17 protein-coding genes are annotated in these 18,447 nt (G+C 58.7%); 10 read left to right on the forward strand and 7 right to left on the reverse strand.

Annotation, left to right across the window (positions count from 1 at the left end):
- Positions 1 to 21: 21 nt before the first annotated feature.
- From OGM81_01695 to OGM81_01710, 4 genes are all read right to left on the reverse strand, one after another.
- Positions 22 to 672 (reverse strand): metallophosphoesterase family protein, encoded by a 651-nt coding sequence (locus OGM81_01695; protein ID UYJ43892.1) that lies wholly within the window; start codon positions 670 to 672, stop codon positions 22 to 24.
- Positions 669 to 2,636: a BMP family ABC transporter substrate-binding protein gene (locus OGM81_01700; protein UYJ43893.1), complete on the reverse strand. Its 1,968-nt coding sequence runs from the start codon at positions 2,634 to 2,636 to the stop codon at positions 669 to 671. The genes OGM81_01695 and OGM81_01700 overlap by 4 nt, the downstream gene beginning before the upstream one ends.
- Before the next feature lie 99 nt (positions 2,637 to 2,735).
- Positions 2,736 to 4,055 carry a putative ABC transporter permease gene (locus OGM81_01705; GenBank protein ID UYJ43894.1) on the reverse strand — a complete coding sequence of 440 codons (1,320 nt, stop codon included), beginning with the start codon at positions 4,053 to 4,055 and terminating at the stop codon, positions 2,736 to 2,738.
- Positions 4,056 to 4,195: 140 nt separating this feature from the next.
- Positions 4,196 to 4,807 (reverse strand): epoxyqueuosine reductase QueH, encoded by a 612-nt coding sequence (locus tag OGM81_01710; protein UYJ43895.1) that lies wholly within the window; start codon positions 4,805 to 4,807, stop codon positions 4,196 to 4,198.
- A gap of 545 nt (positions 4,808 to 5,352) precedes the next feature.
- Between OGM81_01710 and OGM81_01715 the strand changes: the two genes are divergently transcribed.
- The gene (locus OGM81_01715; protein ID UYJ43896.1) at positions 5,353 to 8,283 is read left to right on the forward strand and encodes an acyl-CoA dehydratase activase; all 2,931 of its coding nucleotides are present in this window, start codon (positions 5,353 to 5,355) and stop codon (positions 8,281 to 8,283) included.
- A 7-nt stretch (positions 8,284 to 8,290) separates the two neighbouring features.
- Positions 8,291 to 9,613: a 2-hydroxyacyl-CoA dehydratase gene (locus tag OGM81_01720; GenBank protein ID UYJ43897.1), complete on the forward strand. Its 1,323-nt coding sequence runs from the start codon at positions 8,291 to 8,293 to the stop codon at positions 9,611 to 9,613.
- A gap of 755 nt (positions 9,614 to 10,368) precedes the next feature.
- Here OGM81_01720 and OGM81_01725 read toward each other — a convergent pair.
- Positions 10,369 to 11,031 (reverse strand): Crp/Fnr family transcriptional regulator, encoded by a 663-nt coding sequence (locus tag OGM81_01725; protein ID UYJ43898.1) that lies wholly within the window; start codon positions 11,029 to 11,031, stop codon positions 10,369 to 10,371.
- A 202-nt stretch (positions 11,032 to 11,233) separates the two neighbouring features.
- Between OGM81_01725 and OGM81_01730 the strand changes: the two genes are divergently transcribed.
- From OGM81_01730 to OGM81_01745, 4 genes are all read left to right on the forward strand, one after another.
- Entirely contained in the window at positions 11,234 to 11,953 is a 720-nt protein-coding gene (locus OGM81_01730; protein ID UYJ44949.1) for a 4Fe-4S binding protein, read from the forward strand.
- A gap of 285 nt (positions 11,954 to 12,238) precedes the next feature.
- Positions 12,239 to 12,469, forward strand: a complete 231-nt coding sequence (locus OGM81_01735) for a DUF6514 family protein (GenBank protein UYJ43899.1) — start codon at positions 12,239 to 12,241, stop codon at positions 12,467 to 12,469.
- Between the two features lie 444 nt (positions 12,470 to 12,913).
- Positions 12,914 to 13,366 carry a MarR family transcriptional regulator gene (locus OGM81_01740; GenBank protein UYJ43900.1) on the forward strand — a complete coding sequence of 151 codons (453 nt, stop codon included), beginning with the start codon at positions 12,914 to 12,916 and terminating at the stop codon, positions 13,364 to 13,366.
- On the forward strand, positions 13,356 to 14,711 hold the full coding sequence (locus tag OGM81_01745; protein ID UYJ43901.1) for an MATE family efflux transporter: 1,356 nt from the start codon (positions 13,356 to 13,358) through the stop codon (positions 14,709 to 14,711). Before OGM81_01740 ends, OGM81_01745 begins: the two co-directional genes overlap by 11 nt.
- A 191-nt stretch (positions 14,712 to 14,902) precedes the next feature.
- Here the strand turns inward: OGM81_01745 and OGM81_01750 are convergent, their stop codons facing one another.
- Positions 14,903 to 15,550, reverse strand: coding sequence for an ROK family protein (locus tag OGM81_01750; protein ID UYJ43902.1), 648 nt, complete (start codon positions 15,548 to 15,550; stop codon positions 14,903 to 14,905).
- On the opposite strand from OGM81_01750, the gene OGM81_01755 reads away from it, so the two are divergent.
- From OGM81_01755 to OGM81_01770, 4 genes are all read left to right on the forward strand, one after another.
- Positions 15,543 to 15,977: a hypothetical protein gene (locus tag OGM81_01755; GenBank protein UYJ43903.1), complete on the forward strand. Its 435-nt coding sequence runs from the start codon at positions 15,543 to 15,545 to the stop codon at positions 15,975 to 15,977. The genes OGM81_01750 and OGM81_01755 overlap by 8 nt on opposite strands.
- Before the next feature lie 57 nt (positions 15,978 to 16,034).
- The gene (locus OGM81_01760) at positions 16,035 to 16,880 is read left to right on the forward strand and encodes a MurR/RpiR family transcriptional regulator (GenBank protein ID UYJ43904.1); all 846 of its coding nucleotides are present in this window, start codon (positions 16,035 to 16,037) and stop codon (positions 16,878 to 16,880) included.
- Between the two features lie 236 nt (positions 16,881 to 17,116).
- Positions 17,117 to 17,326: a hypothetical protein gene (locus OGM81_01765; protein ID UYJ43905.1), complete on the forward strand. Its 210-nt coding sequence runs from the start codon at positions 17,117 to 17,119 to the stop codon at positions 17,324 to 17,326.
- A 105-nt stretch (positions 17,327 to 17,431) separates the two neighbouring features.
- Positions 17,432 to 18,208, forward strand: a complete 777-nt coding sequence (locus OGM81_01770; GenBank protein UYJ43906.1) for a Cof-type HAD-IIB family hydrolase — start codon at positions 17,432 to 17,434, stop codon at positions 18,206 to 18,208.
- A gap of 56 nt (positions 18,209 to 18,264) precedes the next feature.
- Here OGM81_01770 and OGM81_01775 read toward each other — a convergent pair whose 3' ends face one another.
- Positions 18,265 to 18,426: a hypothetical protein gene (locus tag OGM81_01775; GenBank protein ID UYJ43907.1), complete on the reverse strand. Its 162-nt coding sequence runs from the start codon at positions 18,424 to 18,426 to the stop codon at positions 18,265 to 18,267.
- Between the last annotated feature and the right edge of the window lie 21 nt (positions 18,427 to 18,447).

An 18,447-nucleotide genomic window follows, 5' to 3' on the forward strand; every position in this document is an offset into this window, starting at 1 on the left:
TGGTTCTCCTTACAAATGGTGTCAGGGTAGCTGCAGCAGGCGTGCCAGAAAGCGGTGCCCCGTGCGTTCTTTCAGCACAGGCTCGGCCTCCAGGGCGACACGCTCGTAGCAGTTGACGATGCGGGTGACCCCATACCGGTGCTCCCGTGGGATGTTGCAGCCGTAGGTCAGATGGATATGACCATGCAGCATCAGCTGGGGATGGTAGCGGTCCAGCAGCTCGTGAAAGACGGTGAAGCCGCGGTGGGGCAGGTCGTTCAAGTCGCCGTAGCCGTGCATCGGCGCGTGGGTGACAAGGATGTCAAACCCGCCGTGGCGGTCGATCTTGCCCCGCAGGCGGTTGATGCGCTTGCGCATCTCGGCCTCGGTAAACTGCCAGGCACCGGTGCGGTAGCGGCAGGACCCGCCCAGCCCCACAATGCGCAGCCCGTGGTAGACGAACAGGTTGTCATCCAGGCAGATGGCGCCCTCGGGCGGGTGATGGTCATAGTTTTCGTCATGATTGCCGTGCACGTACAAAACCGGCACGGGGGCCATGGTGGTAAGATACTCAAGATAGTGACGGTTCAGATCGCCACAGGCTATAATGAGGTCTACGCCCTCGATCTTATCGGGAGTATAGTAATCCCAAAGCGCCTTGCACTCCTCATCGGCAATGCACAGCAGCTTCATAGCGTGGCCTCCTTCTCGGCAGGCAGCTGGTCACGGTGGATACCCTGCATGCGGTACATCGGGCGGGCCTGCTCGGTCAGGTCGTCGTACTCGGGGATGGTGCCGTCCACGGCGTCGCACAGATAGTCCATGTGGACGATCTGCTCCACATCCAGCCCGTGGCGGCCGCTGTTGCGCACCGTACCGTTCTGGTCGGTGATGCGGCAGGCAAACGGGTCGATCATACCGGCGGTGACGCCTGTCCGCAGGATGCGGGCCAGATGCGCCACGTCCGAGGGAAGCTCGCGGCTGAGCAGCACGTCCATGACACCGCTGTTCATGCCCCACCAGTAGTTGACGGCGCGGCCGTCGGTGCCGGATTTATCCCGCACCCAGCCGCCGTCCAGCACGCTGTGCACCACATTCTCGTAGAACTGGCCCCAGTGCCAGAAGGGCGTAGCCAGATCTTGCAATACGCCGCCCGGACGGATAAGGAAGGTGCCGAACTCCTGCTGGGGGCGGCCCGGCACCGGTGCGTCGCGGCCCGAAACCACCGTGATGCCCTTGCGGGTAAAGACGGCCAGCGGGTCCTCCTGGTCAGGCAGGCAGGTCCAGCGCAGCTCAATGCGGGCGCGGGGGTTGACCATGCGGGCACCCAGCGCAAAGGCGTTGATGTTGGCGGGCACGCCGAAGCTGGGGTAATCCGCCACATAGCCGATGCGGTCGGTGCCGGCCATGGCCCCGGCGATGGCGCCGGTGATGAACTTGGCCTCGTATACGCGGGTGTAATAGGTGCGGATGCTGGCGTAGGGCATCTCCATGGAGCAGTTGAGGATGCGTACCGTGGGGTGCTTGACTGCCGAGCGCAGGCTGGCGCCCACCAGTTTGGGGCTGGTGGTGAATACGATGTCTGCGCCGTGGGAGATGGCGGCTTCGATCAGCAAATCGGCGTTCCGGCCGGGCACAGCGTTGAAGTAGGCAAAGGTCTCTACCTTGCCCTCAAACACACTGTCCAGCTGGGTGCGGCCAAACTCATGCTGGCTGGTCCAGGAACTGGTCTCCGGGGTGCGCTCATGGATGAAGGCAACTTTTAAGTGGGTGGGGGCTGCCGGGTGGATGGGCAAAATGCGTTCCAGCAGTTTTGTCTGGGCAGGCTCGGCCGGCTTTTCGCTGACGGTGACGGGGTCATCGTTCTGCAGGGCCAGCACGTCATCCCACAGGGCGTCGATCTTTTGCTGCAGCTCGTTGGGGCTGGCTTTGGTCAGTTCTTCCATCGAGTACAGGCGCAAAAGCAGCAGCAGTACGTCCCCCACAGTGGCGCGCAGCTTGTCGCCGCCCAGGGCGGTGTAGGCCTTCTCGACCCAGTTGTACAGGGACAGGATGGCGGCGCGGTCCTCGGCGGTCCACTTTTCCTCGGGGCCTTTGCCCATGGCCTTTTGCAGGCGGCCGTAGCTGCCGGGCTTGGTAAAGGTCAACAGATAGGTCTGGATGAGCGGATAGTAGTGCATGAACTCATAGTACAGGCGCACTTCCGGGGTATCGTTGTATTTGGGCACCACGCGGGTGACGTTGCCGGTCACGCTGCCGGCCTCGAAGTATTTCAGCACGCTGACGCGCTTGTTGCCCTCCTGCACATAGAAGCGGCCCATGTACTCAAAGCAGCGGATGGGGTCACGGATGCCCTCGTCCACGTGGGCCATGCAAAGGGCGACCCACTTGGAGCCGAACTCGCTATTTAAATCCAGCAGGGGCATAAAATTGCTGGCAAAAGCGGCGGTGCGGCCTGCCGTTTTGGTGCCGACCACCAGCTTTATCGGGATTTCGACCAGACCCAGGGGCAGCTGGTTTTCCACCTGCACATTTTGCAGGATGTCATCCAGCACCGGCAAAAACGGGGACTGCCCGTGGAGCATCTTCTCACGGTAATCTTTCTGGCCCAGCTTTTGGGCCTTGCCGTATTCTTCCAGCGCTTCATTGCGCAGCATGGGCAGTTCCTCCTTCAAATTTTCGTGCGGCTATCAGTATAGCACACTTCGGGAAAAGATACAAACTCAAAAAAGCCTCTATCCGGCAGGGAGAGCGTTTCAGGCAAGGCTCTCTCCCCCGCTTTCTACATGCACGGCTTTGGGGTAGACCTTGGCCATGCGGGCGTCGTCGAAATGCTCGTCGAGGCAGGCGGCCAGGCTGGTGGCGGCGGCTTCGCCGCGGACACGCTCGTTATAGCGCACCAGCGCGGCGGAGCTGACGGCGATGTTGGCGGCCATGAAAACGCACAGCCCCCAGGTCAGCACGGTGCCGAACCGCTTGGGGAGGGACTCGATCATGTGGGAGATGGGCGGGTACAACACCTTGAACCAGGCAATGGCGGCAAAGCCCCAGAAGAAGCAGTACAGCAGGTTGATGCGCCCGCCCAGGTTGAACGGGATGGCGCTGTAATCCCAGAACACCGTGCCGAACACGACCTCGGTAAACACGCTGCACAAATACTCATACGCGCCGCCCAGCAGGGTGCCCGCCACAAACAGCCAGCTGGCGGGGCGGTCCTTGTAGCGGTAGAGCAGCTGGGTCACGGCGGCAATGGCCAGGCCCCACACGATGGAAAACGGCCCCCACACCACGCTGGAACGGCTCATCCAGTAACCGGCGGTGATGCGGCAGAAGATCGTCTCGGTAATATCGCCTAAAAACGCACCGATGAAGAAAAGCAGGATGATCTTATACGGGCTGCATCCTTCGGCAAAGGTGGTGCTTTTGGCCCGGCGCTGGCGCCGGAAGGTCAGGGCCGGGTGAGCCTTGTTCATGCGCTGCTCGACCCAGCCCAGAAGCGCCATGCCGGTGTTGACGGTAAAGTTGGCCAGGCGGTTCTCGATCTCCGCCCCGGCGGCCCAGCGGTAACGCAGGCCCAGCATGGCCAAAAGGGTGCCCACGGCGTCGATGGCAAAGATGACCAGCGCCGCCCACAGGATAATGGCGATCAGCCGGTGGGGCAGTAAGCCATAAAGGGCAAGCAGCAGAGGGTTGCCCCATTTCACCGCCACAACGCCCAACACGCCCCACAGGGCCGAGGCCCCCAGGCAGACGTAGCCGTCCAGGTTAAACGGCATATCGCTGTAGTCCCACCAGCGGGTGTGGCTGGTGCGCTCCAGGATGTGGCCGGCCACCCACTCGATGACGGTGGCGTACACGGCGCTGAAGACGGCCAAAAAGAACCAGCTGTCATTGCTGAGGTCCCGCAGAGCAAAGCTGATGAGGTGGGCGCCGATGCCGTACAAAATGCACAGCGGCCCACTGAGGACGCCGCGGTCCTGATACCTGCGCCTGGTCACGGCGGTGTAAAGGACCTCCCCTACCCAGCCGAGGAAGGAGTAGGCAAAAAACAAAAACAGAAAAGAATAAAATGTCATACAAAACTCCTGGTTCTCCGGCGTCCCGGGCAGGCTGAACCGCCCAGAAAATGCGGGGTGTGAAATTGTAAACCGACTTGCCACACAGACGAGACGATCCCCCCGTCAGCTTCGCTGACAGCCCCTTTATACAAGGGGGCTTACACGCCCCGCTCCTGCTTGCTGAAGACGCAGCCGCAGTAGTCCTGGCGGTAGAGGCCGTACTCGGCACTTAATTGCAGACTGCGCTTGTAGCCGTCCTTTTTGCGGAACTCGCTGGGCAGAAAGCACACGTTGTATTTCTCGCCCAATTCCTGCCCCAGGGCATTGATGCGGATGGGGTCTTTCATGGGCGAGATGGACAGTGTGGTACAGAACCACTCGAACCCATGGGCGGCGGCGTACCGGGCGGTCTGCTCCAGCCGCAGGCGGTAGCAGACGGTGCAGCGCCCGCCTTTCTCCGGCTCCTGCTCTAAGCCCTTGACGGCGGTGTAGAACTCGTCGGGTTCATAGGGCAGCTCGATGACCGGGTAACGATAGCCCGCCTGCTCCACAAAGCGCTCCAGCTCGGCCTCGCGGCGGTGATACTCGGCGGGCGGGTAGATGTTGGGGTTATAATATAAAATCGAAAGCCGGAAATGCTCGGTCAGCCGTTCCAGCGTGGCGCTGGAGCAGGGCGCGCAGCAGGCATGCAGCAGCAGCGTGGGTTTGGTATCCCCCAGCCGGCGCAGGACCTTTTCCATTTCCAGTTGATAATTGATGCGATTGGCCATGATGCGGCACCTCTTTGCCTGGATTTTGATGCTGTCATTATTGTACCACATTTTTTGGGTTTCGTATATCCGTAAAATTGCTGCACGGTTGGAAAGCGCCTCCCTCGCAGAGGGGGCGTCAAAGTCGCAGCCACGTAAATGCCCCCGCACCCGTTACAATCTTATCACACAATTTTTCATATTTCTTCAAATTCAGTTCATTTTCTTTTCACATTCGCCGGGTATACTGTAAATGTTCTCAGGAAGGGAGCAGGGACCCGGAACGAGAACGTGACCCCAAGTTTTTTCATCCATACTCCTCTTTTCTTTTGACACCAGGGCGGTGCAGGAATCTTTCTGCGCCGCTTTGGTGTTTTTTGGTACAATTTGCCGGTTTTTGGTACAACGCTTGCAATTTGACAGGATATACATTATTATAGAAACCTTGCCAATCGTGGCGAAAAATCGTATAATAACTTAATATGGTACTGCTGGGTACAGCGCTTTGCTGCCCGGCGGCCCATTCCCTTTTCCCCACAGGTTACACCGCAGGAGGTCAAATCCGTATGAGAGTTGGTCTGGACATTGGTTCCACCACGATTAAGTGTGTTGTGCTGAACGACGCCGGAGAGATCGTATTTTCTACATACGAGCGGCATTTCAGCCATATTTTGGAAAAAGGCAGGGCGCTGCTGGAAAAAGTAGCCGCCGAATATCTGCCCGATGGCAAAGCCTACCTGGCGATCTCCGGCTCGGCCGGTATGGGCCTGGCGGACAGCTGCAAGGTCCCCTTTGTGCAGGAGGTCTTTGCGACCCGCGTGGCCGCCAACCGTCTGGTGCCCGGCACCGACTGCATCATTGAGCTGGGCGGCGAGGATGCCAAGATCCTGTTCCTGACGAATGGTACCGAGGTCCGCATGAACGGCAGCTGCGCCGGCGGCACGGGTGCTTTCATCGACCAGATGGCCACCCTGCTGAAGATGGGCGCGGACGAGATGGACCGGGCGGCCCAGCAGGCTACCCGCACCTACACCATCGCCAGCCGCTGCGGCGTGTTTGCCAAAAGCGACATCCAGCCGTTGATCAACCAGGGCGCACAGGCCGGTGACATCGCAGCGTCCATCTATCAGGCAGTGGTCAACCAGACCATCGCGGGCCTGGCCCAGGGCCGCCCCATCCAGGGCAACATCCTGTACCTGGGCGGGCCGCTGACCTTCTCCAAAACGCTGCGCCGGAGCTTTGACAAGACCCTGGGCGTTACCGGCACCCTGCCGGAGAACAGCCTGCTCTTTGTGGCCATGGGCGCGGCCTTCTACGCCGATGAGGTGCTGAACCTGCACGAGGTTGCCCAGCGGTTGGACAATTACAGCGCCACGGCCACCTACGTGAGCCTGCCGCCGCTGTTTGCTGATAAGCAGGAGTACGAGGAGTTCCACGCCCGCCACATGAAGGCCTCCGTCCCCTGCCTGCCCTTCGGCGCGGATTGCGGGCCGGTGCATATCGGCATCGACTCCGGCTCCACCACCATCAAGCTGGTGGTCATCGACCAAAACGCCAACATCCTGTTTGAGAGCTACCGCCCCAACCTGGGCAACCCCATCCCGCTGGTCAAGGAAACGCTGCTGAAGCTGTACCAGGACCATCCCGGCCTGCAGGTGGCCAGCGTGACCACCACCGGCTACGGCGAGGAACTGGTCAAAAACGCCTTCCACTGTGACCGCGGCCTTGTTGAGACCGTGGCCCACTTTACCGCGGCCAAGCACTTTTTGCCGGACGTGGACTTCATCATCGACATCGGCGGCCAGGATATGAAGTGCTTTAAAATCGAGGATGGCGCTATCAGCAACATCTTCCTGAACGAGGCCTGCTCCTCCGGCTGCGGCAGCTTCTTGCAGACCTTCGCCCAGGCTTTGGGCTACGATGTGAAAGAATTCGCCGCCCTGGGCCTGTTTGCCGACAAGCCCGTCGACCTGGGCAGCCGCTGTACCGTGTTCATGAACTCCTCGGTCAAGCAGGCACAGAAGGACGGTGCATCGATAGAAAATATCAGCGCTGGTCTGTCCATCTCAGTGGTCAAGAACGCGCTGTACAAGGTCATCCGCGCTTCCAGCCCCGAGGAGCTGGGCCGCAACATCGTCGTGCAGGGCGGTACTTTCTATAATGAGGCCGTCCTCCGCGCCTTTGAAAAAGAGATGGGCGTCAACGTCATCCGCCCTGACATTGCCGGCCTGATGGGTGCTTACGGCGCTGCGCTGTACGGCAAGGCCCGCGCGGGCGAGAACGCCCACAGCACTGTGCTGACCGAGGAAGAACTGCGCAGTTTCAGCCAGAAAGTCAACACCGTGCAGTGCGGCGGCTGCGGCAACCATTGCCAGCTGACCGTGAACGTTTTTGCCGATGGCAAGCGCTTTATCTCCGGCAACCGCTGCGATAAGCCGGTGACCGGCAAGGCCAACAACGAGGATCTGGACCTCTACGCCTACAAGCTCAAGCTCATCGAGGAGTACCGCAATGCCCCGGCCCCGGCTTCCCCGCGCGGCAATATCGGCATCCCGCTGTGCCTGAATATGTACGAGCTGCTGCCCTTCTGGCATACGCTGTTCACCAGGCTGGGCTTTAAGGTCACGGTCAGCCCCTTCTCCAACCGCAAGCTGTACCAGAGCGGCCAGGCTACCATCCCCAGCGACACGGCCTGCTTCCCCGCCAAGCTGAGCCACGGCCATATCAGGTGGCTGTGCGAGCAGGGCGTCGATGCGGTGTTCTACCCCTGCATGAGCTACAATCTGGACGAACACCTGGGCGACAACCACTATAATTGCCCGGTGGTCGCCTACTACCCCGAGGTGCTGGAGGGCAACTGCCCCGAGCTGACCAGGACCCGGCTGATCTACGATTACTTCAACCTGGAGCGCCGCAAGGACTTTTACGGCAAGTTTACCCAGGCGCTGGACAAGTACTTCCCCGGCCTGAACAAAAAGGATGTGCATGCCGCCATCGATGCCGCCTATGACGAGTACCACCGCCACATGCAGCAGCTGCGGGACAAGGGCGCGGAAATCATCGCCACCGCCCGCAAGGAGGGCCGCCACATTATCGTGCTGGCGGGCCGCCCCTACCATGTGGACCCGGAGATCAACCACGGCATCAACCAGCTCATCATCCGCCAGGGCGCGGCCGTTGTGTCCGAGGATTCGGTCAGCTGCTACGAGCAGAAGTTCCAGACCTCGGTGCTGAACCAGTGGACCTACCACAGCCGCCTGTACGCTGCCGCCAAGTACTGCACAGAGCAGCCCGATATGGACCTGGTGCAGCTGGTGTCCTTCGGCTGCGGTCTGGACGCCGTTACCACCGATGAGACCCGCGAGATCCTGCAGGCGGGCGGCAAGCTGTACACCCAGTTGAAAATTGACGAAATCACCAACCTGGGCGCGGTGAATATCCGCCTGCGCAGCCTGTTTGCCGCACTGGAAGAACGCAAAGAAGACCACAAAGATTGAGGCAAGTATGGAATACATGACTCCGAACTTTACCAAGGACATGGTAAAGACCCATAAGATCCTTATCCCCAACATGGCCGTGACCCAGTTCCGCCTGATGCAGGCCGCCCTGGCCAGCGAGGGGTACCAGACCGAGGTGTTGGGCAACTGCGGCAGCGAGGTGGCGCAGCTGGGCCTGAAGTACGTCCACAACGACACCTGCTACCCTGCCCTGCTGGTCATCGGCCAGTTTTTGGACGCGCTGAACAGCGGCAAGTATGACCTGGAGCATACCGCCCTGCTTATCACCCAGACGGGCGGCGGCTGCCGTGCCTCCAACTACATCAAGCTGCTGCGCAAAGCGCTGGTCAAGGCTGGGTACGGCAATATCCCCGTAGCATCGCTGAACTTCTCCGGCCTGGAAAAAGGCAGCGGCCTGCCGCTGACCCTGCCGCTGCTGCGCAAGGTCATTGCCAGCATCTTTTACGGTGACATGCTGGTGGCACTGCGCAGCCAGACCTACCCCTACGAGGACCGCAGGGGTGACGCCGACGCCATGACCGAAAAGTGGATCTCTACGATCCAGGGCTGGATTCGGGGCGACAAGAACTACTCCGCCCACGATATGAAGAAGCGGTTCTATGACATTGCCGCCGACTACGCCACCATTCCCATTACCCGCGTGCCGAAAGTCAAGGTCGGCGTGGTGGGCGAAATTTACGTCAAGTACTCGCCCCTGGGCAACAACGACCTGGAAAAGTTCCTGGAAAGCCAGGATTGCGAGGTCAACCTGCCCGGCCTGATGGGCTTTGTGGAGTACTGCGTGGCCAACTACCGGCTGGACATCGACCTGTACGGCGGCAACAAGCTGGTGGCCGGCGGTGCCGACAAGTTCCTGGGCTGGCTGGACAGCATCGGCTGCGCCAGCTACGACGCCATGCGCAAGTACGGCTTCTACGCGCCGGGGTCGTTCCGCGAGCTGATGAAGAAACCGGAAGGCATCATCTCGCTGGGGGCGAAGATGGGCGAAGGCTGGCTGCTGACCGCCGAGATGATCGAGCTGGTCGAGGGCGGCTATGGCAATATCGTCTGCGCCCAGCCCTTCGGCTGTCTGCCCAACCACATCGTGGGCAAGGGCATGATCAATAAGATCCGCGCCCTGCACCCGGACGCCAACATCACGCCGGTGGACTACGACCCCAGCGCCACCCGCGTGAACCAGGAGAACCGCATCAAGCTGATGCTGGCGGTCGCCCGCGAAAAGCTGGACACGCCCATCGCTCCCATCCGCCCGCTGACCGCCGAAGAACTGGCTGGCGGCGCGCCCCAGGTGGCAACCACGGTGCAGTAAAACGGCAACCACTTTTGCAGGGGCGACCATTGGTCGCCCGCAAACCGTGCGGTAACGCAAACGTCCAGGGGCGAGCATTGCTCGCCCCTGCATAGCAGATAAAAACAGGCTCCCCACGAGAAATGGGGAGCCTTTGCTTTTATTGCGTCTCAATCTGTCTCAACTTGTCTCAAAACCTACACGGGTAGAGATTTGAGAAATGAGACATATTGATTTAATACGTTGATACGATATTTATTATAAATAGATATGTCTCAAAATTTCAAAGTTGAGACAGGTGAGAAAGTGAAATAATGAAATATTGAGAAAATGGTTCGTTTAAACTATCTATTATTTCACTTACGCCTCACACGTCTTATTCTATAACCAATAAAAACACGTGGTATCGACTTATTCTCAAAATCTCAAAATTTCACTCTATTGGCTATCCAGCTTTTGAAATTTCGCTTTTGAGAAAATGGGATGCGTACAGGAAGTGGTATTCAAGTTATCAAGATAAGGGTATATCTTGATAACTTGAATACCACTTCCCGGCCCTAAAGGGGAGTACACGTTTTGTAGGGGCGCTTGCAGGGCTGCACGGTGGGCGGACGCACAATATGCGCCCTTACCGTAAGATGAAAATTATGCTGTATTCTATCTAGGGGCAACATGTCTCAGGTAAAATAAAGTGAGACATATTAACTACATAGATACGTATAATTCTCATGTCTCATTTCTCACTCTACCCGGCAACAGGAAATGATACATATCCCTTACAGCCCTTCCGCCTTTTTCAGGCAGACGCGGCGGCGGTCGATGGTCAGCAGGCCGTCGCGCTGCATGGCGGAAAGCGTGCTGGACAGCGCACTGCGGTCGACGCCCAGGTGGTCGGCCAGCTGCTGGCGGTCAAAGGGCAGCTCAAACTCCAGGCTGCCCTTCTGCACGGCCAGCGTGGAAAAGTAGGCCGTCACCCGCTCCCGGATGGTCTTGGGTGCAGTGTACAGGCTGCGGCGGGCCAGATTCAAATTTTTGCCCGCCAAAATGTGCAAAAGGTTTTGCATAATCTGCCAGCGCCATGGTTCGCACCCGGGGGCCATCAGCTTGCCGGGGTCCAAAAACAGTGCCTCGCCCCGCTCCGCCGCCACCACGCTGACCAGCATCGGCTGGTCGGGCAGAAAGGCGTAAGTCTCGGCAAAAAGCTCGCCCTCGGCGGCGCGGCCCAGCAGCGTGCGGTTGCCCCACAGGTCGAGATGCTCGATAAGCACCCGGCCTGCCAGCACCACGCCCATCGGCGCACCGCGCTGCCCGGCCTCCAACAGGGTCTCCCCCTTGGCAAAGGGGCGGCAAAGGGCATCCAGCGCGGCCAGCGCCGCGGGGATGTCCCCGGCTGTAAGCCCCGCAAACAGCGGCAGGGCAAGATAAGCGGAATTTTCCATAGTTTGGCACTCCTGCGTTGTCATAACAACAGACGAAGACGAGATGATGTAGTATACTGGTAGCAATGTGGAACACTTTGCGGGCCGATGGATGGAATGGCCCCCTCTGAGAGGGAGGCTTTTCTCGCCCCTATTCTCGCCCCTATATGTTCTTACCTATATTTTATAACAAACTCAGGAGCAAAATGCAAGGAGAACCATGATGAAACGAAGAATTGTTGAAATTGATGAGGCCAAGTGCAACGGCTGCGGTGCCTGCGCCAACGCCTGCCATGAGGGCGCCATTGCCATGGTCAACGGCAAAGCCCATCTGATGCGGGACGATTACTGCGACGGCTTTGGCGACTGCCTGCCCCACTGCCCCACCGGGGCCATCACTTTTGTGGAGCGCGAGGCCGTGCCCTACAACGAGGCCGCCGTACAGGCTGCCAAGCAGCATAAAGCGGCCCACGCCTGCCCCGGCAGTGCGCCCCGCACCTTCGGCGGCTGCCCCGGCAGTATGGCCAAGGCCCTGCACCCCGATGCCGAAACCGCCGCTGCTACGCCGGAAACGGCCCCCAGCCAGCTGCGCCAGTGGCCGGTGCAGATCAAACTGGTGCCCACCAACGCCCCCTACTTTGACGGTGCCAAGCTGCTGATCGCCGCCGATTGCACGGCCTACGCCTACGCGGCTTTCCACCAGAAGTTCATCCGCGGGCACATTACGCTGGTGGGCTGCCCCAAGCTGGACGATGTGGATTACAGCGAAAAGCTGACCCGCATCATCCGCGACAACGACATCAAAGAAGTGACCGTTGTGCGGATGGAAGTGCCCTGCTGCGGCGGCCTGGAAAACGCCGCCAAGCGCGCCCTGCAGGCCAGCGGCAAGTTCCTGCCCTGGCAGGTGGTGACCATCTCCACCGATGGCCGTATTCTGGACTGAGCCTGCCGCTTAACAGGACAAAATCATTGCGATAAAATAAGAATACCGCGCCGTGAGATCGTATCGCGGCGCGGTTTTTTGCGGGAACTTTTACCCGGGGAGAGGCAAAAAAGGCATAAATATTGCTTTCTATCGTGAAATCCTGTCACAGCGTGTCGAAGGCGGGACAGTAAGCGCTTACGCCGCATAAACGGGTGAGAAAGCTGTAATAAAACGGATGTTATACTTCCCACCATAACCGATGCGGTTTAAGAACGATGCGGCACACGGGAGGGAGGCGATAGGATGTACCGCTATATCTCTGTATCGGAAGAACTGTCCTCTCCTTATCTGGGGCGGTATCGTTCTTTCGGCATTGCGGCGCAGAGAGAAGCGGCCGGGCACTGGCAGGTGGTGTGCAAGGTCTCGGATGTCTCTACCGACCCTGTTTTTGTGGAGAATCTGGCGGCGCGATGTACTGCTGGCCAGCTGGAGCCGGTCCACCTGATGGATATTATAGAGGATGCGCTGATTTGAGAGTGCAGGCAGCCCGTACCTTACCGATTTGGTAAGGCCCTCCGGGCTCTTTATATGTTTTCTCTGTTTTATCCGGGCGTAAGGGTACACTTTCCCTGCACATTTTGATGTGAATTCAATAAAAATCAAACAATACGCGTAATAGCGTCAATCACGCGGTTAAGTTTGATAACTCTCTCAAGGCCAACTGGACGGCCCGGCTTATCAACACCGTTACACAGGGCGCGCTGTTTATTGCCATGCTGCTGTGAGCACTGCCTTTTTTGGGAAAAGCTGCTATTTACATAGCTTACCGGTTGTCAGAGAATTCTGACAACCGGTTTTTCTATGGAGAAATACTATTTTGCACAGAGACTGAAAAATATATGCAAAATAGTTGACATTTACGGGATTTCTGATATAATTGCTTATGGTAATTATCAAAAGCAATAAAAAGGAGAAACCATGACAATCCAAAACATAAAGGATCTGCTGGATGCCTGCTATCAGGGTAAGCGCGTGCGGGAGTTGCTGCCGCCGCTGCCGCGAGGGGTGCGGCCCTCTTACGTTCAGTATCTGGACGTCATCGAAACGCTGGAAAGTCACGGTGTCCGTGTGAAGGTATCGGACATCAGCGATACGCTCCATCTGCCCCGGCCGGGTGTTACTCGCACCGTCAAGGAGATGGAGGATAAGGGCTATCTGCGAAAAATTGCATCGGAAGAGGATGGCCGCGTGACCTACCTTGCCATTACAGACAGCGGCAAGCGGCTTTCCCAGATCCACAATGCACAGTTTTTTGCACAACTTGCGCCGCTGCTGGCCGATATTTCGGATGAGGATGCGGCCTGCACCGTTCGTACCATTCAAAAGCTTTACGATGTTATGTCAGAAAGGAGCGACTCCCTTGAACGCTGATAAGACTGATTTTACACAAGGCAGTATCCTGAAAAAGCTGTCTCTTTTTATGCTTCCTGTTTTAGGCGCTCTGATTCTGCAGGCAGCCTACGGCGCGGTGGACCTGCTGGTTGTCGGACGTTTCGGCTCCACCGCCGGTCTTTCGGCGGTTTCCACCGGCAGCCAGCTGCTCAACCTTGTCACCTTTGTGGTCACCCAGCTGGCGATGGGCGTTACGGTGCTGATTGCCCGTTACATCGGTGAAAAGAAGCCGGAGCAGATTGGTGCTGTGCTGGGCGGCGCGGCGGTGGTGTTTGCCATTTTATCCGCAGCAATCTTTGTGCTGCTGGTAGGCTTTGCCCGGCCGATTTCCGCGCTGATGCAGGCCCCGGCGGAGGCCCTGACCCTGACCACCAGCTATGTGCGTATCTGCGGTGCGGGCATTTTCTTTATTGTGGCGTATAACCTGATGTCCGCTATCTTCCGCGGTCTGGGTGACAGCCGCTCCCCGCTGTTGTTTGTGCTGGTAGCCTGCCTGGTCAATGTGGCGGGCGACCTGCTGCTGGTGGCCGGGCTGAAAATGGATGCCGCCGGTGCAGCCATTGCTACTGTGGCCGCACAGGCGGTCAGTGTGGTGTTGGCAGTTTTCATCCTGCTCAAAAAACAGCTGCCGTTCACCATCAAAAAATCGGATTTCTGCTTCAATGTACAGTGCCGCAAATTCCTCGAGGTTGGCCTGCCGCTGGCTTTGCAGGAGTTCCTGACTCAGCTGTCGTTTTTGGCGCTCTGCGCATTCGTCAATCGCCTGGGGCTGGCGGCCTCGTCCGGCTACGGTGTTGCCAGCAAGATTGTCAACTTTGCGATGCTGATTCCCAGTGCGCTGATGCAGTCGATGGCCTCCTTTGTGGCGCAGAACGTGGGCGCGGGTGACAGCAAGCGTGCTAAAAAAGCGATGTTTACCGGCATTGGTATCGGCTTGGTCTTTGGCTGTGCCGTGTTTGCACTGATTATGCTCAAGGGTGATCTGCTGGCCGGGGTGTTCTCGACCGATGCAGAGGTTGTGGCAAACGGCTTTGCCTACCTGAAGGGCTTTGCCCCAGAAACCATTGCCACGGCGATTTTGTTCAGCATGGTGGGCTACTTCAACGGTAACAACAAGACGGTATGGGTGATGATTCAGGGACTGGTGCAGACACTGCTGGTCCGCCTGCCGTTGGCCTATGTTATGAGTATCCAGCCCAACGCCAGCCTGACGAAAATCGGCCTTGCGGCCCCCATCTCCACACTGGTGGGCGTTGTGCTGAACATTGGCTTCTACAGCTGGCTCAACCGCGCCGAGCAGCACAAGCAGACAATACCCGAATAAAAAGTTTGACCGCACCGGTTTTGCCGGTGCGGCCTTTCTTTTATGTGTGTGCCGTTCACGAAAATAGTTTTCGTGTCCAGACAGCCTTCATTCGCAGCTGCTTTCACTAACCAACAAAAAATATACTCCACAGATACCGTGCTAAAACGGTGCTTGAAGCAGTCAATTTGAATACTTTTATGGCGTGATGCTTACTTGGTTTGCCCATGCAGAGAAAAGTAATACACCGCGCCGACCAGCCCGGCATCATTCTGCAGGGCAGCGGATTTTAGCTCCAGACCCTCGGCAAAAGCGGGCATGACGCTGGCGCGTACTTTTTCGGCCAGCGGGTCGATCAGCAGCTCTTGCTGGGCGCTGACGCCGCCGCCGATCAGGATCAACTGCGGGTTGAAGATATGCACAAGCCCGGCCAGGCCCTGGGCAATTTCATTCACCCAAGCATGAACGACCGCCAGCGTGCGGGCATCCCCTGCGGCAGCGGCTTCAAAAATCGCGCGGCCATCGGGCAGGCCAATCCCGGCCTTTTGGGCGCTGCGCACCAGCGCGGTGGTGGCGGCGTAGCGCTCGTAACAGCCGATGGCCCCGCAGGTGCAGGCCACGCCGTCCAGCGCGTGGAGCCGGAAGTGTCCCAGCTCGCCGCCAAGGCCCCGGGCACCCTCCAGCAGGCGGCCGCCGGTCAGGATGCCGCCGCCCACGCCGGTGCCCAGCGTAACGCCGATCACATCGGTATAGCCTTTGGCTGCACCGGCCCAGACTTCGCCCAGCAGCATGCAGTTGGCATCGTTGGCAACGGTGACGGGCAGGCAAAACTCGCGTTCCAGCGTACCTTTTATGTCCACGCCGATCCAGCCGGGAAAGTTGCCGCAGGTGCTGGCCACCAACGACAGCAAGGCGCGGTTCGGCTGCAGTTCCTATTTAATAGCGCTGGGCATCACCCGGCTGGTGAAAAAAGCCCTGCGCACCGAGTGCTGGCGCGACAACGCCCACCCGGACGTGCTGGTCATCGTGCCGCCGTCCATCACGCCGGAGTATGACAAGCTGAAATTTCGTGAGGAGATGGGCCCCGGTTGTCATGAGCGGTGTGCCGGCATCGCCGCCCAGCTGGAGCCGATGCTGAAAGACCTGCCCGGCGTGCGGTTTCTGGACGCCAACCTGCTGCCCGGGGTGGGGTGCTCCCCTGTTGACGGCATGCACCTGACGCCGGAGGCACATAGAGCGGTGGCCGAGGCCTTGAAAAATGCGCTGACAAGCGTTACACTATTATAGTAAGGGTTAGGCGACCCTCAGCAGGGCCGCAAAACCGAGGGAAAGGAATCTTCATCTATGGTTGAGCAGAATTTTTGGGAGATGCTGCGTGCCAAGCACGACAGCCTGACAAAATCCGGCACGATCGTGGCGGACTACCTGGTGCAACATGCCGAGGACGCCCAGTATTTATCGATCTCCTCGCTGGCAAAGGCGTGCGGCGTGGCCGAGGCCACCATTTTCCGCTTTTGCCGCTCCCTGGGGTTTGACGGCTACAACGAGATGAAGATTGCCCTGGCCAAGGCCAACGCCATGACGGTGCCGGTGGCATTAAAGCTGGAACCTGGCGTAGATACGCAGATTTTATGCACCCATGCCTACAATACGGCCATCGAGGCACTGAACGGCACCCGCAACGCGCTGGACCCCGATGCCATCGACCAGGCCGCCACGCTGCTGCAGCGGGCACGGCAGGTGTTCTGCTTCGGGCAGGGCGGCAGCAGCCTGCTGGCGAGTGACATCTGGGCGCGGTTTGCCACCATCTCCACGAAGTTCCATACCAGCGGCGACAGCCACATGCAGGCCATCGCGGCCAGCCTGATGGGGCCGGAGGATGTGGTGCTGTTCGTTTCCTACTCCGGCGCAACGCGGGACATGATGGATACGCTGCGTCTGGCCAAGGACAACGGCGCAAAGGTTATTCTGCTGACCCACTATGATGACGCCCCCGGCACGGCGCTGGCGGACGTGGTGTTGCTGTGCGGCACTAAGGAAAGCCCGCTGGACTCCGGCAGTATGCCGGTGAAGCTGGCGGTGCTGTTTGTGGCCAACGTGCTGGTACTGCGCTACACGCTGGACAACCAGGAGCTTGTCAGCCTATCCCGCGAGAGAACGACCAAGGCACTGGGAAATAAACTGTTGTAAGTACGTAAAATTTGAGCAGGCAGCCCGGATGAGACGGGCCGCCTGCTTTTTTGTTGTGCGGGCGGAATACCAGGGTGCATCCTCCATGCGGCCGGGTACAACGCCCCCGCCCGCCCTGCGTGGGGGACGGATCGGACCAATTGCCCCGATAAAATCCGCTTTGCAAAATCCGGCGGGGGCTGGTATAATAGCTATAATTGCGCAGCATTCTGCGCCGGAAAAGTGAGGTCTTGATTTTGAAGAATCTGTACATCAGCGCGGCAGAGTATGACTACCATACCCTGCTGAAAGTGGCCGAGATGGCAGGCCTGGCTGGGATCGTGGGTTTCCACGAAGCTGGGGACGGCTACCTGGTCAGCTTCCCGGACGGGGAAAATACGGACACCCTGATCAACGACTACAAAAGCCGCCTGAAGGACCTGGAAAACAACATCTGGATGCACTGACCGCCTATTTTGGCGGGATTCTGCTGCTTTTGGGCGGAAAATTGATAGAAACTGTGCCATCACGGTGGTATACTGATCGTATATCGTTTAAAGGAGAGGTACCCCATGCCGCAGACGAAAATCGTTTTCTTTGATATTGACGGCACGCTGATCGATATGCAGGCGAAGAAAATCACCCCAAAAATGTTGGAGACTCTGCACCGTTTGCAGGACCGCGGCATCAAAATCTGCATCGCCACCGGGCGCTCCCCCATGGTGCTGCCCAAAATCGACGGGGTTGCGTTTGATGCGTACCTGACCTTCAACGGCTCGCTGTGCTATGACAGGAAAGGTGTCATCTTCAGCAACCCCATCCCCCACAAGGACGTGGTGCGTTTTATCCAAAACGCGGCGGCGCTGGGGCGGCCGGTCTGTGTTTCTACCAGGGGCCGCCTGGCGGCCAATGGCACCGACACCGACCTGACCGACTACTTTTTCATTGCCAACGAACCCGTGCCTGTGGCGGACGACTTTGACGCTGTGTGCGCGGAAGACATTTACCAGCTGATGCTGGGCTGCCGCCCGAAGGACTACCCTGCCCTGCTGGACGGTGCACCGGGGGCGAAGATCGCCGCCTGGTGGGACCGCGCGGTGGATGTCATCCCCGCGGGCGGCGGCAAGGGCATCGGCATTGAAAAAATGCTGGCCTATTACGGGCTGGACAAGGCCGAAGCATTGGCCTTTGGCGACGGCAACAACGACCGGGAAATGCTGCAGGCTGTGGGCACCGGTGTGGCTATGGAGAATGGCTCGCCCGAGTTGAAAGCCATCGCCGATGAAATCTGCGGCCCGGTGTACGAGGATGGAATCTATCACTATTGCGCCGACAAGGGCTTAATTTAAAAGAATAGCGATAAGAAAACTGCCGCACAGAGACGAAGCTGTGCGGCAGCTTTGTTTTATAGTGCAATCTCATCAATACTACGCTGGAGCGTCATGCCGTAGGCAGCGTAGGCTTTCTGCGCGATGGCGTTGTGGCTCCACACCATCAACTCCACCCGCTGGGCACCAAACTTGCGGGCGCACTTTTCCAACTCGGCAAACAGCGCCCACACAAACAAAATACCGGTCGCCTTATCCGG

It is taken from the genome of Oscillospiraceae bacterium, assembly GCA_025758045.1.
GTDB lineage: Bacteria > Bacillota > Clostridia > Oscillospirales > Ruminococcaceae > Gemmiger.

Excerpts from the sequence above, each read along its gene's own strand:
- OGM81_01695 (UYJ43892.1), bottom strand. The coding sequence starts at position 672 with ATGAAGCTGCTGTGCATTGCCGATGAGGAGTGCAAGGCGCTTTGGGAT.
- OGM81_01700 (UYJ43893.1), bottom strand. The coding sequence starts at position 2,636 with ATGCTGCGCAATGAAGCGCTGGAAGAATACGGCAAGGCCCAAAAGCTG.
- OGM81_01705 (UYJ43894.1), bottom strand. The coding sequence starts at position 4,055 with ATGACATTTTATTCTTTTCTGTTTTTGTTTTTTGCCTACTCCTTCCTC.
- OGM81_01710 (UYJ43895.1), bottom strand. The coding sequence starts at position 4,807 with ATGGCCAATCGCATCAATTATCAACTGGAAATGGAAAAGGTCCTGCGC.
- OGM81_01715 (UYJ43896.1), top strand. The coding sequence starts at position 5,353 with ATGAGAGTTGGTCTGGACATTGGTTCCACCACGATTAAGTGTGTTGTG.
- OGM81_01720 (UYJ43897.1), top strand. The coding sequence starts at position 8,291 with ATGGAATACATGACTCCGAACTTTACCAAGGACATGGTAAAGACCCAT.
- OGM81_01725 (UYJ43898.1), bottom strand. The coding sequence starts at position 11,031 with ATGGAAAATTCCGCTTATCTTGCCCTGCCGCTGTTTGCGGGGCTTACA.
- OGM81_01730 (UYJ44949.1), top strand. The coding sequence starts at position 11,234 with ATGAAACGAAGAATTGTTGAAATTGATGAGGCCAAGTGCAACGGCTGC.
- OGM81_01735 (UYJ43899.1), top strand. The coding sequence starts at position 12,239 with ATGTACCGCTATATCTCTGTATCGGAAGAACTGTCCTCTCCTTATCTG.
- OGM81_01740 (UYJ43900.1), top strand. The coding sequence starts at position 12,914 with ATGACAATCCAAAACATAAAGGATCTGCTGGATGCCTGCTATCAGGGT.
- OGM81_01755 (UYJ43903.1), top strand. The coding sequence starts at position 15,543 with ATGTCCACGCCGATCCAGCCGGGAAAGTTGCCGCAGGTGCTGGCCACC.
- OGM81_01760 (UYJ43904.1), top strand. The coding sequence starts at position 16,035 with ATGGTTGAGCAGAATTTTTGGGAGATGCTGCGTGCCAAGCACGACAGC.
- OGM81_01770 (UYJ43906.1), top strand. The coding sequence starts at position 17,432 with ATGCCGCAGACGAAAATCGTTTTCTTTGATATTGACGGCACGCTGATC.